General features: G+C 62.7%; 9 protein-coding genes and 2 pseudogenes. 5 read left to right on the top strand and 6 right to left on the bottom strand.

What is annotated here, in order from left to right:
- Window positions 1-82: 82 nt before the first annotated feature.
- On the bottom strand, window positions 83-1,180 hold the full coding sequence (locus AN936_RS01935; RefSeq protein WP_054586668.1) for a phosphotransferase family protein: 1,098 nt from the start codon (window positions 1,178-1,180) through the stop codon (window positions 83-85).
- Window positions 1,181-1,247: 67 nt separating this feature from the next.
- A complete protein-coding gene (locus AN936_RS01930; RefSeq protein ID WP_084758109.1) occupies window positions 1,248-3,443 on the bottom strand; it encodes a TonB-dependent receptor in 2,196 nt (731 codons plus the stop codon).
- Window positions 3,444-3,929: 486 nt separating this feature from the next.
- Between AN936_RS01930 and AN936_RS24575 the strand changes: the two are divergent.
- Window positions 3,930-4,146, top strand: a pseudogene (locus tag AN936_RS24575) (ATP-binding protein); the annotation flags it as partial.
- Between the two features lie 210 nt (window positions 4,147-4,356).
- On the opposite strand, the pseudogene AN936_RS01925 reads toward AN936_RS24575, so the two are convergent.
- Window positions 4,357-4,677 (bottom strand): annotated as a pseudogene (locus AN936_RS01925) (ATP-binding protein); the annotation flags it as partial.
- A 201-nt stretch (window positions 4,678-4,878) separates the two neighbouring features.
- Window positions 4,879-6,693 carry a DUF885 domain-containing protein gene (locus tag AN936_RS01920; RefSeq protein ID WP_054590043.1) on the bottom strand — a complete coding sequence of 605 codons (1,815 nt, stop codon included), beginning with the start codon at window positions 6,691-6,693 and terminating at the stop codon, window positions 4,879-4,881.
- A 198-nt stretch (window positions 6,694-6,891) separates the two neighbouring features.
- On the opposite strand from AN936_RS01920, the gene AN936_RS01915 reads away from it, so the two are divergent.
- The gene (locus AN936_RS01915) at window positions 6,892-8,139 is read left to right on the top strand and encodes a metal-dependent hydrolase family protein (protein WP_054590042.1); all 1,248 of its coding nucleotides are present in this window, start codon (window positions 6,892-6,894) and stop codon (window positions 8,137-8,139) included.
- Between the two features lie 129 nt (window positions 8,140-8,268).
- Here AN936_RS01915 and AN936_RS01910 read toward each other — a convergent pair whose 3' ends face one another.
- Complete coding sequence (locus AN936_RS01910; RefSeq protein ID WP_054586666.1) at window positions 8,269-9,582, bottom strand: spinster family MFS transporter; 1,314 nt, start codon at window positions 9,580-9,582, stop codon at window positions 8,269-8,271.
- Window positions 9,583-9,941: 359 nt separating this feature from the next.
- On the opposite strand from AN936_RS01910, the gene AN936_RS01905 reads away from it, so the two are divergent.
- Window positions 9,942-11,762 carry a gamma-glutamyltransferase gene (locus AN936_RS01905; RefSeq protein ID WP_054586665.1) on the top strand — a complete coding sequence of 607 codons (1,821 nt, stop codon included), beginning with the start codon at window positions 9,942-9,944 and terminating at the stop codon, window positions 11,760-11,762.
- A gap of 121 nt (window positions 11,763-11,883) precedes the next feature.
- Window positions 11,884-14,148 carry a TonB-dependent receptor gene (locus AN936_RS01900; protein ID WP_054586664.1) on the top strand — a complete coding sequence of 755 codons (2,265 nt, stop codon included), beginning with the start codon at window positions 11,884-11,886 and terminating at the stop codon, window positions 14,146-14,148.
- A 69-nt stretch (window positions 14,149-14,217) separates the two neighbouring features.
- Here AN936_RS01900 and AN936_RS01895 read toward each other — a convergent pair whose 3' ends face one another.
- Window positions 14,218-15,483 carry a DUF3422 family protein gene (locus AN936_RS01895; protein ID WP_054586663.1) on the bottom strand — a complete coding sequence of 422 codons (1,266 nt, stop codon included), beginning with the start codon at window positions 15,481-15,483 and terminating at the stop codon, window positions 14,218-14,220.
- Window positions 15,484-15,855: 372 nt separating this feature from the next.
- Between AN936_RS01895 and AN936_RS01890 the strand changes: the two genes are divergently transcribed.
- Window positions 15,856-16,482 (top strand): TetR/AcrR family transcriptional regulator, encoded by a 627-nt coding sequence (locus AN936_RS01890; RefSeq protein ID WP_158500031.1) that lies wholly within the window; start codon window positions 15,856-15,858, stop codon window positions 16,480-16,482.
- Window positions 16,483-16,486 lie beyond the last annotated feature (4 nt).

The following is a 16,486-nucleotide window of genomic DNA, read 5'->3' as shown; positions in this document are numbered from 1 at the left end:
TAGAGGGGCCGCGCAGCTGGCAAGCTGCGCGGTCCCTGTCCATTGTGGCCGGGTGCTGTCCGCCATGCCCCGATCCGCGGCGTCAATCGCCGTATATGCGTTTCGCGTTGGCGAGTTCGGCATGAAGGTGGGCGAGATAATAGGTCCAGACCTGTTCGAAGGCTGGCTGGAAGCTCCGCCCCGATAGCAGGATGCACTGCGTCTTGAAGAGAGGAAACAGTTTGAAAAAGTCATAATGTTCCGCCGGAGCGCCGGCCTCTTCCTCGAACCGAGCAAGATATTCTGCCTCGGTCGGTGTCCCGTCGACATGCTTGTCGAGCTGTTTCATCGTCTCGGTGAGGAAGACGATGAGCGCAAGGTCGGCCTCATTATGGCCGAGATAGGCGAGTTCCCAATCGAGCACCGCCGCAAGCCGCCCGTCGCGAAACATCACATTCGCGATCTGGGAATCGCCCTGTACAAGCGTTCCCTCGCGAACGGCTGGCTGGTGCGCGACCATCCAGCGGTGAGCCTCGACGATGGGCTCGAGCTTCGGATCGTCCGGCTCGGAGCTTAGCCTTGCTTCCGCGAGGAACCAGTTGAGTTCGCGTTCGATATCGGTTTCACCGCTTCCGCGCGCGAGCAGATGCGGCAGTTCGTCGCGTCCGATCGCCTCGCGGCGCAGGCGACCATGAAAGCCAGCGGCCTCGAGCATCATCGCCTTGCGCGCTTCCGGACTGACGTCGGCGAGCGGCCCCTTGGAGTACATTGCGGACGCGGGAGGCGTGCCCTCGATCCGCGCCATGACGAAAGACGGATAGCCGACAGCGGAACCGTCCGCGTCAAGCCATAGCGGCTCGGGCACGGGCAGACCGCGCTTGTATGCCGCGACGAGAGTCAGGAACTCGTCAGAAAAGCTCTTCTGCTTGATCATGGTCGTGCCAGGTGCGTAACGCGCGACCATGTCTTCCCGGCGACGCTCGCCGCTCCGCCCGAACTCGGCCGTGAACAACAGAATGCCGTTACTGGCACCGGATGATTGCGGGACAATGAAATTGCTGAGCGTGACGGGGGGTTCGATGCCGGGCTGCGCAGCAATGAAGGCTGCCAGCCGATCTGCGTCAATTTCCGGGTAGCCCGACTTCGCAGCCGCGACCGACTTGTCGTAGAACCCCTGCAATTCTTCAGTTTCCGCACTCATTTCAAATCAACTTTCCGTGTTCAATATTCTTCGGCGACGGGCCGGCCCGCAGGCCGGCCCTGGTGCCTCAGCGGATTTTCAGTGCCAGTTCCACACCATAGGTGCGTGGCGGATTATAGACCCCCGTGACCCCATTGAGCTGCACCACAGTCCCCTGGATATAATTTGTCTTGGTGATGTTCCGGACAAAGCCACGCACGGTGACCAAATCATTGGGTTCGTACGTCACGAATGCATTATACAGTTCATATGCCTTCTGCCGCAGCGAGGGATCATTATATTCGCGGAGGCGGTATCCGCTTGTAAAATAGGCCTCGCCGCGAAGCGTGATCTTGCCCGAACCGACGGGAAATTCGAGTTGCGTGCCGATCGTACCGGACGCACCCGGAGCCTTGTTGAGAGCCCGTCCCGCCAAATCGGTACCATCGGGCTCGCCAAAGATCGCGCCACCCGTCGACAGGAAGCGCTTATATTCGCTGTGTACGAAGCTCGCGTTGCCATCGAAGCTCAGCATATCATTGACCTGCAGCCGCCCGTCGATGTCCAGCCCGTAGATCTCGCTTTTCGGAGCGCCTACGACATTGGTCCCGAATATCGTCGACTGCTCGACCGAGATATTCTTGTAATCATAGTAGAAGGCCGAGAGGTTAAGCGTCGCACGCCTGTCAAGAAACCGCGTCTTGAGTCCCGTCTCGATGGCGTTGACCGTTTCCGGTTTATACTGATTGCCGCAGGTACTGTTGGAAAAGCCGCCGGACTTGTACCCACGCGACAACTGCCCATAGGCCATGACATCGTCCGACAGATCATGCTGCAGGCCTATGCGTCCCGTAGCCGACCAGTCGGTCACGCGCTGAAGCGGTGCGCCCGGACTGCAATCGGTCTGAACGACCGTGCCGCCGGGAAGCTGGAACGTCACCAACAGATCATTTTGCGACCGCTCGTAAAGACCCCGGACGCCACCAAACAGCCGGGTAGCGTCGCTCACGCTGATCGTGGCATCTGCGAATATGGAGGCGCTTTCGCGCTTCGAGCGGCCGTTGGACACACGGATGAGTGCGGACGGGCTGCCAAGCAGCCGTCCGTCGAGGGTAACTGAGCCGGTCGTTCGGTTGATTTCATTATAGTAAAAGGCCCCCACCAGCCAGTCCACCGGCCCACTGTCGCCCTTGAGGTTGAATTCCTGTGAGAAGGTCGAAACCCGGACACCCTGGGCGATCGGAATGGTCAGATTTGCAAAGATCGGGTCATTCGGATTTCCTTGCGCCAACGAGTCCAGCGAATTGTAATTGACGCGCAGGCGAGAAGCGCCGGTGATCGAGACAAGATTTACGTTGCCGCCGAGATCGAACGTGTTTTTCAGCGATGCCAGCGCGATGGACCGATTGCCGTCAAAAATGAGCGGTGAGTTCAACCGGCGAGGGGTGACGATCGTATCCTGGATCGGCAAGGACAGGCGGTTGAGGTCATAGGGCTGACGCACCGGGCCGTTGCTGGCTTCGCGCCGGTAGGTCAGGCGCGCTTCCATATCCCACCCGGGCGACACGTCGGCGTCGATACCGAAACGGCCACCGATGTAGCGCAGATCGTCGAGATCCTGGCCGGTCTGGAGATTCTTGACATAGCCATCGCGTTGGCCACCTTCGATGTAGAGCCGCGCGCGCACTCCGTCGCTAAGCGGGCCGCTGACATAAGCCGAGCCTTTGAGGTCGTCATAATTCCCGTAGCCCGCCGTAACGCCCGCTTCGAACTCGCGGGTAGGCGCCGCCGATATGAAGTTGACGATACCCGCCGTGGAATTCTTGCCGTAAAGTGTCCCTTGCGGGCCACGCAGCACTTCGATCCCGCCAAGGTCGAACTGGCCGAGGCCAGCGCCCTGAGGGCTCGAAAGATAGACGCCGTCGAGATGCAAGGAGACCGAATTTTCGCCCGCGCCGGTCGTGAAGGTGGTGCCGACGCCGCGAATGGAAATGTTGGAGTTGCCGGAAACAGGGTCGAACTTGAGGCCCGCAACCGCCCCCTGAAGCTCTTCAAGACCGCCAATCTGGCGATCCTCGATCATGCCCGCGTCGAGCGCGTTAATTACTGCAGGAACATCTTGGAGATTCTGGGACCGCTTCTGAGCTGTCACAATAATTTCGTTTAGCCCCGTCGAACTTCCATCGGTGTTGGCCGAGGCATCACGGCTTGCTGGCGCCTCGCTTCCCTCGATAGTGTCAGCCGCGCTGGCAGACGTCGATACACCGAGCATGATGCCCGCCATTGCCAACGCGGACACTGTGGCAAGCTGGTTTGATCGATTAATCACTTCAGTCTCTCCCTTCCCATTCGCGCGTCTCGGCGCGCATCCTTATTTTTGCGGGCTGTGATCTTTGAGGCGCAGACATGCAGCGTGCCCAGCGGCTAAGCGGTAGGCGCCGCACACCCGGCTAAAATCTTCAAAAATATATGATTTTCCATCCTCCCGTCGACTAGCTCAAGCCAGCCCCGAAACCCGCATAGTTTCAACTGGTCTGCGCCAGCATTCAGGCATAAATCCCCCAAGTGGTCATAATTGTCAATATAATAACGTTTTCGCCCAGTTTGCTTTTCAATTCGCCCCTTGAGTTGGGCTGATTGATCGGAAAATGAAGTTTGATCGCACCCCGCAAAGCGCTCGATCCTGATTTGCCGGCAGACTTGTCCGCGCCGGAAACGCAGCATCCGCCACATCAGAAATGGCAACACGCCGCTAAGAGGGACCTGGGCCGGCAAGATCGGGACCTTGGCAAAGCAGTTGTTACGGCTCGACCTGATGCTGCTCGATAAGCTTGGATATCCGCCCTTCAGACGAAGGGAGGGCGCTGCTCCCTCTGATCAGCAAGGCCTATGAGCGCTTCAGTGTGCACATCACTACAAACCCCGCGTTAGCAGACTGGCCCATCATCTTCGGTGATCCCAAGATGACTACGGCGCTGCTCGACCGCGCGATCTCGTCAGGACCGGGGAGGAAAGCCAGCGATGTCAAACGGCGTTCAAAAGGGACCCCCGATCGGCGTCGAAGAGGGACCCCTTTTTCGGATATGATGCTGGTTAGTTGAGGGTCGCCTTGCGCTGCGTGCGGCGGAGGGCGGGCGTAGCCCGACCGGAGGCGCGCGCAGCGCAAGATAGATTTTTGAAGGCGCCGAAGGTGGCGGTCAGCTGCGGTTTTTGAAGCGCCAGCTGTCGTTGCCCGTCTCGATGATATCGCAGTGGTGGGTGACGCGGTCGAGCAGCGCCGTAGTCATCTTGGGATCACCGAAGACGGTGGGCCACTCGCCGAAGGCGAGGTTGGTGGTGATGATGACGCTGGTGCGCTCATAAAGCTTGCTGTTGAGGTGGAACAGCAACTGCCCTCCGGAGCGGGCGAACGGCAGATAACCGAGCTCGTCGAGCACGATCAGGTCGAGCCGCGACAGCTGCGCCGCCAGGGTCCCCCCCTTGCCGATCCGGGTCTCCTCTTCGAGGCGTGTCACCATCGACGCGAGCCTTTGTGCCGTGGGCACGAGGTTTTTACGCCCTAGAATCCGGTGATTGCTGGGTGATTGCTGGGTGATTGCTGGTTGGATTACCACTGGGATTATTCCCCATAAAATCTATATTTTACAATATTTTAATTGAATAGGGGCATGAAATCTGGTATTTTCGCTACCGGCGCCGCTAGCCCCGGCGCCGCTGCATCACTTCTGCTTCGCGGCGATGTAGCGGCCGACCTGTTCGTCGAGCAGGTCGAGCGGCAGCGCGCCTTCGCTCAGCACCGCTTCGTGGAACTCACGGATGTCGAACCGCGGCCCCAGTTCGCGCTCGGCGCGCTTGCGCAGCTCGGCGATGCGAAGCTGGCCGACCATGTAGCTCGTCGCCTGCCCCGGCCAGTTGAAATAGCGGTCCACCTCGCGCGCGATATCGGTGTCCGAGACCGAGCTGTTGGCGCGGAAATAGGCGATCGCCTGATCGCGCGTCCACCGTTTCGAATGGATGCCGGTGTCGAGGACGAGGCGGATCGCCCGCCACACCTGGAGCGACAGCATGCCGAAGCGGTCATAGGGGGTTTTATACACCCCCATCTCGTCCGCCAGCCGCTCCGAATAGAGTCCCCACCCCTCCATATAAGCGCCATAACCGCCGAACTTGCGGAACTTGGGAAGCCCTTCAAGTTCCTGCTGGCGCGCGATCTGGAAGTGATGTCCCGGCGCGCCTTCGTGCGCGGCGATGCCCGCCACCTGCACCTTTTGCGTCTGGTTCATGTCGACGAGGTTGACGTAATAGATGCCGGGCCGCGACCCGTCGGCCGAAGGCTGGTTATAGAAGGCGGTGGGTGCCGTTCCCTCGCGCCATTTCTCCACCGCGCGCACCTCAAGCGCCGCCTTCGGCAACACGCTGAAATAGCGCGGCGCTGCCTCCATTACCGAAGCGACCACGGCCCGCGCATCGCGCAGATACTCCTCGCGGCCAGCCTCGGTATTCGCATATTTGAACTGGGGATCGGTGCGGATGTGATCGAAAAATTGCTCGAGCGTCCCCTCGAAGCCGACCTCGCGCTTGATCGCTTCCATCTCGCCGCGAATCTTCGCCACCTGTTCGAGGCCGAGCGTGTGGATCTGATCGGCGGTCAGGCTGGTGCTCGTCGCGCTTTTGAGCTGATCGGCATAATAGGCCGCGCCGTCGGGCAGGTTCCAGACGCCGAAATTACCCTTCGATTGCGGTTCGATTTCGTCCAGCACGGCAAAGAGCGCTTCGTAACCGCGCCGGAACGGCCCCTGCAACGCGTCGCGCGCGTCGCCGAGCAACTTGTCCTTCGCGGCCGCCGGCGCGTCGAGAGCGGCCACCTTTTTGCGGAAATCCGTCATCAGCGTCGAATCGGGGCCGTCGTCGAACGGCGCCCCGGTCACCACCCGGCGCGCGTCGGCGCGGGCCGGCGCGAAATTGACCTTGTTGGGCACGATTCCCGCCGCCGCCTGTTCGCGCATCAGCGCCGCGACCTCGCGCATCACGCGATCGGTATCGCGCAGGCGGGCGATATAAGCCTCGGCGTCGGCAATGGTGTCAATCTTGTGGTTGTTGATGAGCAGGACGGGAATCTCGCCCGCGGGACTGCCGTTCGTCGTCACCGGAAAGCGCAGTTTCCGAAACCGCGTCGATTCGCGGCCGCGTTCGACTTCATATTCGAAGAGGCGATAACTGACACGCGCGCGTTCGCCCAATCGATCGGGACGGAACCGCGCCTGCATGTCCTTGAGCTGCCGCTCGGCGAGCGCCTGCTCGCGCAAGGCAAAGGCGTCCGTATAATCGTCGAGCCGGTCGTAATCGGTCTTGAACCCGAGCACGGTCTGCGTTTCGGGACGCAAGGCCACCTGTTCGTCATAAGCCCGGTCGAGAAATTCGAGCAGCGCCGCGTCCTCCGCCCCCGACTGCACCGTCTGTGCGAACGCGGGCGTATGGAACGGGACGAGCGGCAGCGCCGGCAACAGCAGCAAGGCAAAAGCTAGGCGCATCATATTCTCCTGTCGCATCATCCGTTTCCTTCCCTGTCCTCTCACGGGAAACATGGACCGTCCAACCAAAATCGAGCACGCGGTCGCATTGCCGTTTCGCCGAGATATCGCAAACCCTATTGCATCGCCGGCAATTTATGACACTTATGTATGAAATATAGCAATGCCCCTGCGGGAAAATTTGCCAACACGGAGATGGCCATGACGATTACGATCCTTGAAAACGCCCGCCTGTTCGACGGCACCAACGCCGATTGCCCGACGGGCATGTCGGTTGCCATCGAAGGCGGCACGATCAAGGAGGTGTCCGAGCGCCCGATCGCCGCCGACGGCGCGCGGCGGATCGATGTCGGCGGCCGCACGCTGATGCCGGGGCTGATCGATCTGCATATCCATGCCTATATCTCCGATGTGAACGTCCAGCGCGTCGATGCGATGGGCCCTGCGCACCGCACCGCGCATGCCGTGCGCATGCTCGGCCATGCACTCGATTGCGGCTTCACCACGGTGCGCGATATCGGCGGCGGCGACTGGTCGCTGTGGCGCTCGATCGAGGAAGGCCTCATTCGCGGCCCCCGCTTTCTCTATGCGGGGCGCATCGTGTCGATGACCGGCGGCCACGGCGATATGCGGCCGATGAGCCATGATGGCCATGGTCATGGCGGCGGCTTCTGCCAATGCGGTCAGGCGAACAGCCTGACCGTCGTCGCCGACGGCGTCGATGCCTGCATCGCAGCGGTCCGCGAAGAATATCGGCGCGGGGCGCATACGATCAAGATCATGGGGTCGGGCGGCGTCGCGTCGCCCACCGACCCGATCTGGATGAACCAGTATCGCGAGGACGAGGTCCGGGCGATCGTCAATGAATGCATCGAACGGCGCAGCTATGCCTCGGCGCATTGCCATCCGACGAGCGCGATCCGGCGCTGCGTCGAATTCGGGGTGCGCTGCATCGAACATGGCACACTCATCGACGACGAAACCGCCGCCTTCGTCGCCGAGCGCGGCGCCTTCATCGTCCCGACGATGGCGATCATCTTCGCCTTGCGCGAGCTTGGCCCGCAGATGGGCTTTCCGCCCGAAAGCCAGGCAAAGCTCGACGAGGTCTTCGGCGAAGCCCTGTCGGGCATGGACCGGATGCGGCAGGCAGGCGTCAAGATCGGCTTCGGAACCGACCTGCTCGGCGACACCTATACGCGCCAGTGTACCGAATTCACGATACGCAGCGAGGTATTCACCCCGCTCGAGATCCTCCGGCAGGCCACGTCGATCGGCGCCGAAGTGCTGCAGATGCAAGGCAAGCTCGGCTGCGTCGCCGCGGGCGCCCACGCCGACCTGATCGTCGTCGACGGCGATCCCTTGTCGGACATCGGCCTGCTCGCGCGGAACGGCGAGGCGCTACCGCTGATCATGCGCGCCGGCGAGATCGTCAAGAACCGGCTGGGGTAAAATACGGCGGCTTAGCGGCTCGCAGCGGCCGGGGTGACGATCAAAGAGAAGGCGGTTTCCGGCCGATTGTCTCCCCTCCCTAAAAGGGAGGGGAATGGCGTAATCCCACCCCCAAACCGACATCCCACATCAAAGCGTTCCGGCGCGCGCGAGGTCGCCGGGGAGCGACTTGATCGCCATCCAGAAATGAAGCGCGGCCCAGATCCCGGTCAGCCCCGCAAAGGCGAGTGCGATACGCAGCGATTGCGCGGGATCGGCGATATGCGGCGCGATCAGATCCGACGCGATGCCGATCAACTGCGGCGCGATCGCGAGGTTGGCGATGTTCGCAGTGAACAGCACCACCGCGACGGTAACGCCGCGCATGTCGGGGCGCACCAGATTCTGGAGCAAGGCCAGCATCGGGCCGACATAGACGTTAGTGAACGGGATGAAGAGCCACAGCAGCCATAGCGCCATAGCCTTGTCGCTCACGCTGTGCGCGAGCACGCCCGGGATGGTGATCAGAAGCGTGACCCAGGCGAGGAAATGGCATTGCCATTTCGGCGCCATGCGGGCGAGCTTGAAAGTCACCAGCGTCGCGGCGACAAGCGCGGCGGCGCCGCCGACGCCGCTCATCATCCCGACCTCGAACCCCGCCTCGCCAACGCTGAAGCCGTGCGAGCGCGCGAGGAAGGCGGGTGTCCACCAGACGAGGCCCATGCCCGAGAAGGTGGCGATCGTCGCGCCGGCGATGACGTGGACCAGCGCGCGCTGCGAACGGATGAAGGCGATCGTCTCACCGATACCCGGGGCCTTGGCGGCGGCCGCGGCGACATCGCTCGCACCGCGCTGCGGCTCGCGGACGGTCAGCAGGAGAAGGAGCACGGGAATGCTCGCGAAAGCGAAGACGATCAGGCCGTGCCGCCATCCGAAGCGCTCGGCAAGCAGGCCGCCGCCGATACCCCCGATCCCCGACCCGATCGCGATGCCGAGCGCGAACACCGACATGGCGATGATCCGTTCCGACGGCCTGAAATAATCGGCAAGGATCGAATGCGATGGCGGCGTGCCCCCCGCCTCGCCGACCCCGACCCCGATGCGCGCGAGCAGCAATTGCCAGAAATTCTGCGCCATGCCGCAGGCGGCGGTGAACAGCGACCAGACCGAAAGCGCCCACATGATCATGTTGCGCCGGTTGACGCGGTCGGCAAGCGCGCCGAGCGGCAGCCCTGCCGCGGTATAGAATATGGCGAGCGCGACCCCGGTCAGGAAACCGACCGACGCGTCGCTGAGCTGGAATTCCGCCTTGATCGGCTCGATCAGCGTGGAGAGCACGAAGCGATCGGCGATGTTCATCGCATAAACGAGCGTGATCACCGCGAGCGCCCAATAGCGCCTCTTCAAGACCGGATGCGACGCGGATCCCTCGCGCGCTGCCCGCGCATCGGCCTGTGTCGTCATGATTGCCTCGCCCTCCTCGTCTCGGCCGTTCGCGGACCGCCCATCCTTTCCCGTGATAATGCATTTTAATACATATATGTCTATTGCGAATTTCCGATGAGTCTACGGCAGCCCTCCGGCGTCGCCGATCGAGCGCCAACGCCGCAATAGGCCGCAATTCAAGCTGGATAGAGTGTATGTATTTTTTAAAACGCTGTTTAATTTATATTTTTCTCAGCATGAAATGACCTCCGAAAACCCTACCGAAGCGGCGAAAATGAAGGATTGCATCCGGAGGCATAATATAAGACAGTAATGCATATTTCGAGTCACCGCGCTGAATCGGGCGACGGTGGCCGCCATGAGGAAGGGAGCACCAGATGAATATCGACAGGCGAACCGCGCTCGGCGCCTTCGCAGCCACTACCGCGATAGCAACGACGTCGGCGTTCGGCATCACCGCAAAGGCCTTTGCGGCAACCCGAGGAGATGTTGATTTGTCACCGAAATCATGGCCCGCGGGCGAATATGCCCGTTATATGAAGGCGCAGGGCGTCGACAGGACAACCGCCGGTTCGGCTCAGGGAAAACAGGGCGCGGTCACCGTAGCCTATGGCGGCCTCGCCGCACGCGCCGGCCTCGAGGCGTTGAAGCAGGGGGGCAATGCGATCGACGCCGCGATGACCACCGCGCTCACCCAGGTGGCGCTCACCATGGGCGCCCCGATCAGCTATTTCGGTATCATGTCGCTCGTCTATTACGAGGCGAAGAGCGGCAAGACCTATACGATGAATGCCGAGTGGAACACGGTTGCGGGCGAAACCGACCCGCAGTCGATCCCCGGCGCGATCGACTTTTCGAGCACCGAGGCGCTGCAGGGCAAGGGCGAGCCGAGCGGCCGCACCGCACTCGTCGGCGGTTTCATGAAGGGGGTCGAGGCCGCGCACAAACGCTTCGGCAAACTGCCTTTTGCGAGCATCTTCGAACCGGCGATCCACGTTGCGGAAGAAGGCATGCCGGTTACCGCCCAGCTCGAAACGGTATTCCAATTCCGCGACAAGGACATCCGCCGCCTGCCCGAAACCCGCGCAACGCTCGTCAAGCCCGACGGTTCGGCCTATGCCGAGGGCGACCTGTTTCGTCAGCCGAAGCTCGCCGAAACGCTGCGCGCGGTCGCGCAGCAGGGCGCCGGTTACATGTATGGCGGCGCATGGGGCGAAAAGCTCGTCGCGGCGATCCAGGCCGATGGCGGCAAGATGACAATCGACGACCTCAAAAATTATCAGGTGATCTGGGCCGATCCGCTGGTCGCCGACCTGCGCGGCGGATATTCGATCCATACCAGCCCGGCGCCGAACTTCGGCGGCTTCTCGATCATCGAGGCGCAGAATCTCGCCGACGCGGCGGGCCTGTGCGGCGGCGGGCATTGGACCAAGTCGTCCGAACAGCTCAAAAAGGCGCTCGAGATCACGCAGCTCTTCGGCATTTCGATGTTCCCCAAGGAAGCGCAGAACGCCATCTATCCGGGCATCGATTTCAGCGACGCGTCGCGCGTGACCAAGGCGCACGCCGCCGCGCTGTGGCAACAGATCGAGGGCGGCAAGACCTTCACCAAGTGGAAGCGGACGACACCGATGCATTCGGACGACGTCGTCGCGATCGACGGCGAAGGCAATATGGCGGCGATCACCCACTCGATCAACTGCGTGAACTGGGGCAAGACGGGGATCTTCGTCGACGGCATTTCGATCGGCGACCCGGCCTCGTTCCAGCAGGCTGCGATCGCCCGCGTTACCCCGGGCGAACGGCTGCCGGCGCCGACCGAAACCGGCATCCTGCTCAAGGACGGCGTGCCCGTGGTCGCCTTCGCGTCGATGGGTGCGGGTCTCCACCAGCGGACCTTCCAGGGGCTGCTCAACGTCACCTGCTTTGGCATGACGGTCGAGGACGCGATCAACGCCCCCGATTTCTTCCTGCCCTCGGTCGATCCCGCGACCAGCGAGACGACGCTCGTCGTCCCCGAGGGGCGCTTCGATCACAAGGTCCTCGACGGTACCGGCTACGCCTGGCGCGAAATGCCGCTCGAAGAGGCGCGGCTGGGCGGCGAAGGCAAGTGGGTGGCGATCAGCCGCGACCCGAAGACGGGGCTGCTGCACGCCGCGTCGCACAACCGCAACAACAGCGACGCGGTCGCTTTCTGATCGCGCTCCGGGACGCCCGCCGCCGGCGCGGCGCCCCGGCGACACACAATAGCGAAGATGGAGGAAAGCAGCGGCGCGCCGCTATCCTTGCCCGTGTCCGCAACAACAGAGGGGACGACCAATGACCAAAGCACAATTTTTCGCCATCGCATCGAGCATGACAGCCATCGTCGCGGCGACGCCGGCGAGCGCGCAGGACAGCGGCCCGGCAGGCTCCGACAACGAGATCGTGGTCACCGCCAACAAGCGCGAGGAAAATCTGTTCGACGTCCCCTCTTCGGTGAGCGCGGTCAGTGACCAGTTCATCGACCGCATCCGCGCGAACAATCTTTCCGACATCGGCGCCTATGTCCCCGGCCTCAATGTCCAGCCGAGCGGCGGGGACAGCAATCGCCTGGTCGTCCGCGGCCTCAGCACCGGTTCGCAGGATTTGAGCCCCACGGTCGGCGTCTATGTCGATGATGCGCCGTTCGGGGCGAGTACCGGCCTTGCGCTCGGCGCGGTGTTCAGTCCCGATCTCGACCCGTCCGACCTTGCGCGGGTCGAAGTGCTGCGCGGCCCGCAGGGCACGCTGTACGGCGCGAACACGCTCGGCGGGCTCGTGAAGTTCGTCACCAAGGCGCCCGACCTGTCGAATTTCAGCGGCCATGCCAGCATCGACCTGTCGACGACGCGGCAGCATGGCGCGGACGATCCCTTTCGCACCGTGCTGCGCGGCGGCGTGAACCTGCCGATCGTCCAGGATGTCGCGGCGCTGCGGGTGAGCGGCTTTTACGACACAACAAACGGGACGCTCACCGACGTGCGCACCGGCCGCGATTCGCTCGGCGGCAACAGCCGCAAGGGAGTGCGGGCAAAATTGATCATCGAGCCGACCGACAATCTGTCGATCACCCTGAGCGGCGCCTATGCACGCAATGATTCGCCCCGCACCCTGTCCTTGACGGCCAACGCGCAGACGCTCGAACCGACATACGGCGACTATGCCGATTATGCCTATTCGGACAGCTATTCGCGGTCGCGCTATTATGTCCTCCAAGGCAATATCCGCTATGAATTCGCAAACGGCATCTCGCTGAGTTCGACGACGAGCTATTCCGATTTCAAGGTCGATCTCCAGTCGGATCTGACGACCGTTTTCCAGCCCGCATTCAGGGCATCGCCGTCGACCACGGCCCTCGCGCCCTTCCTGCAATTCTCCGGTCCGGTGCGCCCGGTCGTGAAACGCACGACGCAGGAATTGCGGCTCGCCTCGCCGTCCTCGGGCAGCTTCGAATGGCTCGTCGGCTTCTTTTACGACGACCAGGACAGCAATTATCTGAGCGGGATCAATTCGACCTTCAACTTCGGCGCGACACCGCCCCCGGCGCTTGCCCCGATCGTCGGACTGCTCGCCGATTACCAGACGGTGACGACGATCAACCACTATAGGGAATATTCGGGCTTCGCGAATGCGAAGCTGTCGATCACCCCGACGATCGATCTGGGCGCCGGGGTCCGCTACAGCCATAACAAGCAGGCCTATACGAGCGCCCGCACCGGCTTCCTCGTGCTCGTCGGCGCGCTGCCGGCGTCGGGCGGCGGAACATCCTCCGACGATGTGTGGACGGCATCGTTCGACGCGAGCTGGCATTTCGCTGCCGACAGCATGCTCTACGCCCGCGCCGCACGCGGTTACCGCCCCGGCGGCCCGACCGCGACGGGAACGAGCTTCGACCCCGACACCACCTGGAACTATGAAGCAGGCGTCAAATCGTCGATGATGGACGGCAAATTGCGCACCAGCCTTGCCGGCTTTTTTGTCGACTGGGACAATATCCAGGTCAATTTCTTCAACGGCACCAACACGGTCATCGGCAACGCCGGCAGCGCGCGCAGCATGGGCGCGGAATTCGAGGGCAGCTATTCGCCGGTCGACGGACTGACGCTGGGCGCCAACCTCACTTATACCGACACCAAGATCACGTCGCTGCTCGCCGGTCAGACGACCGGCGCCGCGCTCGGCGACGAATTGCCCTATGTGTCGAAATGGGCGGGGGCGCTGCGCGCCGACTATTATTTCCCGGTCGCAGGCACCGCGGGCGGCAATCTGGGTGCCAGCCTCCGCTATCGGAGCGCTTTCGACGGAAGCTTCCCGGGCGATACAGGCTCGACCTTCTATCGTCTTCCCGAAACGGCGTTCGTCGACGTGCGCGCCGGGATCGAACTGAACGAGGGTTTCTCGGTCAACCTGCAGGTCCTCAACGTCACCGACTCGCGTAAGCTGACCAGCGCGTCGAGGGTATTGGGGACAAGCGAAGCGAACGCCGACCTGTTCGGCCAGCCCGCATCGGTCGCTTATGCGCCGGGCCGGACCTTCACTATCTCGCTCACCGGGAAATTCTGAGGGAAGCTTGTGTCGCCCCCGCGAACGGCGTGGGCGACACATAGGCGATGCCATCGTTTCGGCGGGCGATCATTCGTGCGCAAACTGCCGCCGGATTCGCCGCATCCCGAGCCAGGTCACCGCGAGTGCGATGGGAACGGCGATCGCCATCAGCACGCCGTGCCCCGCCTCGCCGAGCGCAAGACCCTTGCTGGCATAACCGATCAGCCCGACGAGATAATAGCTGATCGCGACCACCGACAGCCCTTCGACCGTCTGTTGCAGCCGGAGCTGCAGGTCGGTGCGGCGATCCATCGAGGCGAGCAGGTCGCGGTTCTGGCGCGACAGCGCGGTATCGACGCGCGTCCGCATCAGCGAGCTCGTCCATGCGAGCCGCTGCGACAGGTCCTCGAGCCGCGCCGAAAAGGAGATGCAGGTGCGCACCGCCGGCAGCAGGCGGCGGTCGGTGAAATCGGCCAGCGTCTGATACCCCTGCACCCGCCCGACGCGCAGGCTGGCGAGCCGGTCGTGCGAGATTTCCGAATAGGCGCGCGACGCGCTCATCCGGTACCGCGTCTCGGCGACGACGCCGGCGAGTTCGGCGCTGAGCGCCGACAGGTCGCGCAGCAACGTCTCGTCGGCGCTTTCCCCGGTTGCAATCGCCGCCGAAAGCGCGGCGAGCCGCGCCTCGAACCCCGACACTTCGGGGGTCAGCCGCTGCGCCATCGGCAGACCGAGCAGCGCCATGTTGCGATAATTGCCGAGTTCCTGAAGGCGCTGGACAACGAGCGAAGCCTCGGGCCCGGTCAGGCCCTTGTCCGCCAGCAGCAGGCGCCCGAAGCCGTCCCTATGAATCCGGAAATCGGACCAGATCCGCCCCGCCCCGTCGGCGACGTCACAGACGACGAGGTCTTCGGCCGAAAAATAATCGGCGGCGCGATCGGCGATCGCCGCATCGCAAAAGGCGAATTGCGTTGCCCGAACCACCTTCCCCGGCAGATCCGCAAACCAGCGGTCGGGGATCGCGGCGAAGGCATCCGGATCGAAGGGGTCGTCGAAGGCGCCCGCGCGGATGAACATATAGCTCGAAAATTCGGTGTGCCGTTCCCACACGATGCGCATGTCGCCGCGTTCGCCGAGCAGGAAATTCGCCCCATCCTTCGCCTCCGCAGCATCGAATGCGAACAGTTCGGCAAGCTTGTGCCGTTCGAGCGCGATGTCGCCGCGGTCGCCGGACAGCACGACCTGCATCATGCGCGTCGGAGCAGCCATCGGAGGCAGCTTGCGGACATGCATTTCGCTCGACAGCGCCGCCCGCAGCGGATGATCTTCGAGGCCAAAATCGCTGTGCCGCATGTCGCCCCCGAATGCTCGCCCGAACCATCACCTTGAACCGGCAGTCGGACCCCTGCCCGCTCCGCCGTTCCCGGCCGCATCACCTATCGAAAATGCGGCCGGGCGCAAGCGATGGCGGCACCGCCGGGGAGAGAAATCGGCCGGCCGCATCCGGATCGCGACGAGGGACCGCCGCACCTTGCTCGCAATTTAATTCATAAATGCATTTAACTTGCAAGGCACGCCCGAACGGCCCTCGCCAGTGCGTTGGCATTTCGCGATGGCCTGCGAAATTATCATGCATCGATGCACGCCGGCTTTGTTGTTTCGCGAAAATATGACATGGGGGAAGTGCGATGTCCGATTGCCCGGACAGCGGGCGCAACGGGGAATATGAAACCTATGGCTGGACGCACGCCGAAAAATACGGTGCAAGACTGGATCGAGGCCGCGCAGCGAACGCTGGTCGATGAAGGCATCGCCGGGCTGAAGGTCGATCGCCTCGCCAACCGGCTTGGCGTGACGCGCGGCGGATTTTATCATAATTTCAAGGATCGCGACGAATTCTTCGAGCAGATCATCCGGCATTGGGAAAATAGCTGCCGCTTCCTGCCCGACGATCCGCCGCCGCCGCGCCCGGGCGATGCCATCGAATGGCTCGATCGCGTGATCGGCAGGCTGATCGAATCCGACGGTTATGATTACCGGTTCGACCTTGCCGTGCGCGAATGGGCCCGCGCCGACAAGCGTGCCGAATGGGCGGTCGAACGCGCCGACCGCGAGCGGCTCGATACGCTGCAGAAATTCTTCGAGGCGATCGGCTGCGACAAGGAGCATGCGGCGATCCGCGCCCGCGTCTTCTATTACCACCAGATCGGCTATTATGCGATCGGGGTCCGGCAGAGCATTGCCGAGCGCCGTCGCAACGCCGAACTCTATATGGACATATTGTGCGGCGAAGAGGAGCTGAAAGCCGCGCGCGCTGCCGCCGCGAAGGGACGCAAGGCCCGCGCCGCCTGACGCA

Source organism: Sphingopyxis macrogoltabida (assembly GCF_001307295.1).
Lineage (GTDB): Bacteria > Pseudomonadota > Alphaproteobacteria > Sphingomonadales > Sphingomonadaceae > Sphingopyxis > Sphingopyxis macrogoltabida_B.
Note: the sequence above shows the minus strand (reverse complement) of the source record. Positions and strands in the feature narration are given on the sequence as shown.

Bases quoted from the DNA above. Each gene is read 5' to 3' on its own strand.
- AN936_RS01935 (WP_054586668.1), bottom strand. From the start codon at position 1,180: ATGAGTGCGGAAACTGAAGAATTGCAGGGGTTCTACGACAAGTCGGTC.
- AN936_RS01930 (WP_084758109.1), bottom strand. From the start codon at position 3,443: ATGGCGGGCATCATGCTCGGTGTATCGACGTCTGCCAGCGCGGCTGAC.
- AN936_RS01920 (WP_054590043.1), bottom strand. From the start codon at position 6,693: ATGATGCGCCTAGCTTTTGCCTTGCTGCTGTTGCCGGCGCTGCCGCTC.
- AN936_RS01915 (WP_054590042.1), top strand. From the start codon at position 6,892: ATGACGATTACGATCCTTGAAAACGCCCGCCTGTTCGACGGCACCAAC.
- AN936_RS01910 (WP_054586666.1), bottom strand. From the start codon at position 9,582: ATGACGACACAGGCCGATGCGCGGGCAGCGCGCGAGGGATCCGCGTCG.
- AN936_RS01905 (WP_054586665.1), top strand. From the start codon at position 9,942: ATGAATATCGACAGGCGAACCGCGCTCGGCGCCTTCGCAGCCACTACC.
- AN936_RS01900 (WP_054586664.1), top strand. From the start codon at position 11,884: ATGACCAAAGCACAATTTTTCGCCATCGCATCGAGCATGACAGCCATC.
- AN936_RS01895 (WP_054586663.1), bottom strand. From the start codon at position 15,483: ATGCGGCACAGCGATTTTGGCCTCGAAGATCATCCGCTGCGGGCGGCG.
- AN936_RS01890 (WP_158500031.1), top strand. From the start codon at position 15,856: ATGAAACCTATGGCTGGACGCACGCCGAAAAATACGGTGCAAGACTGG.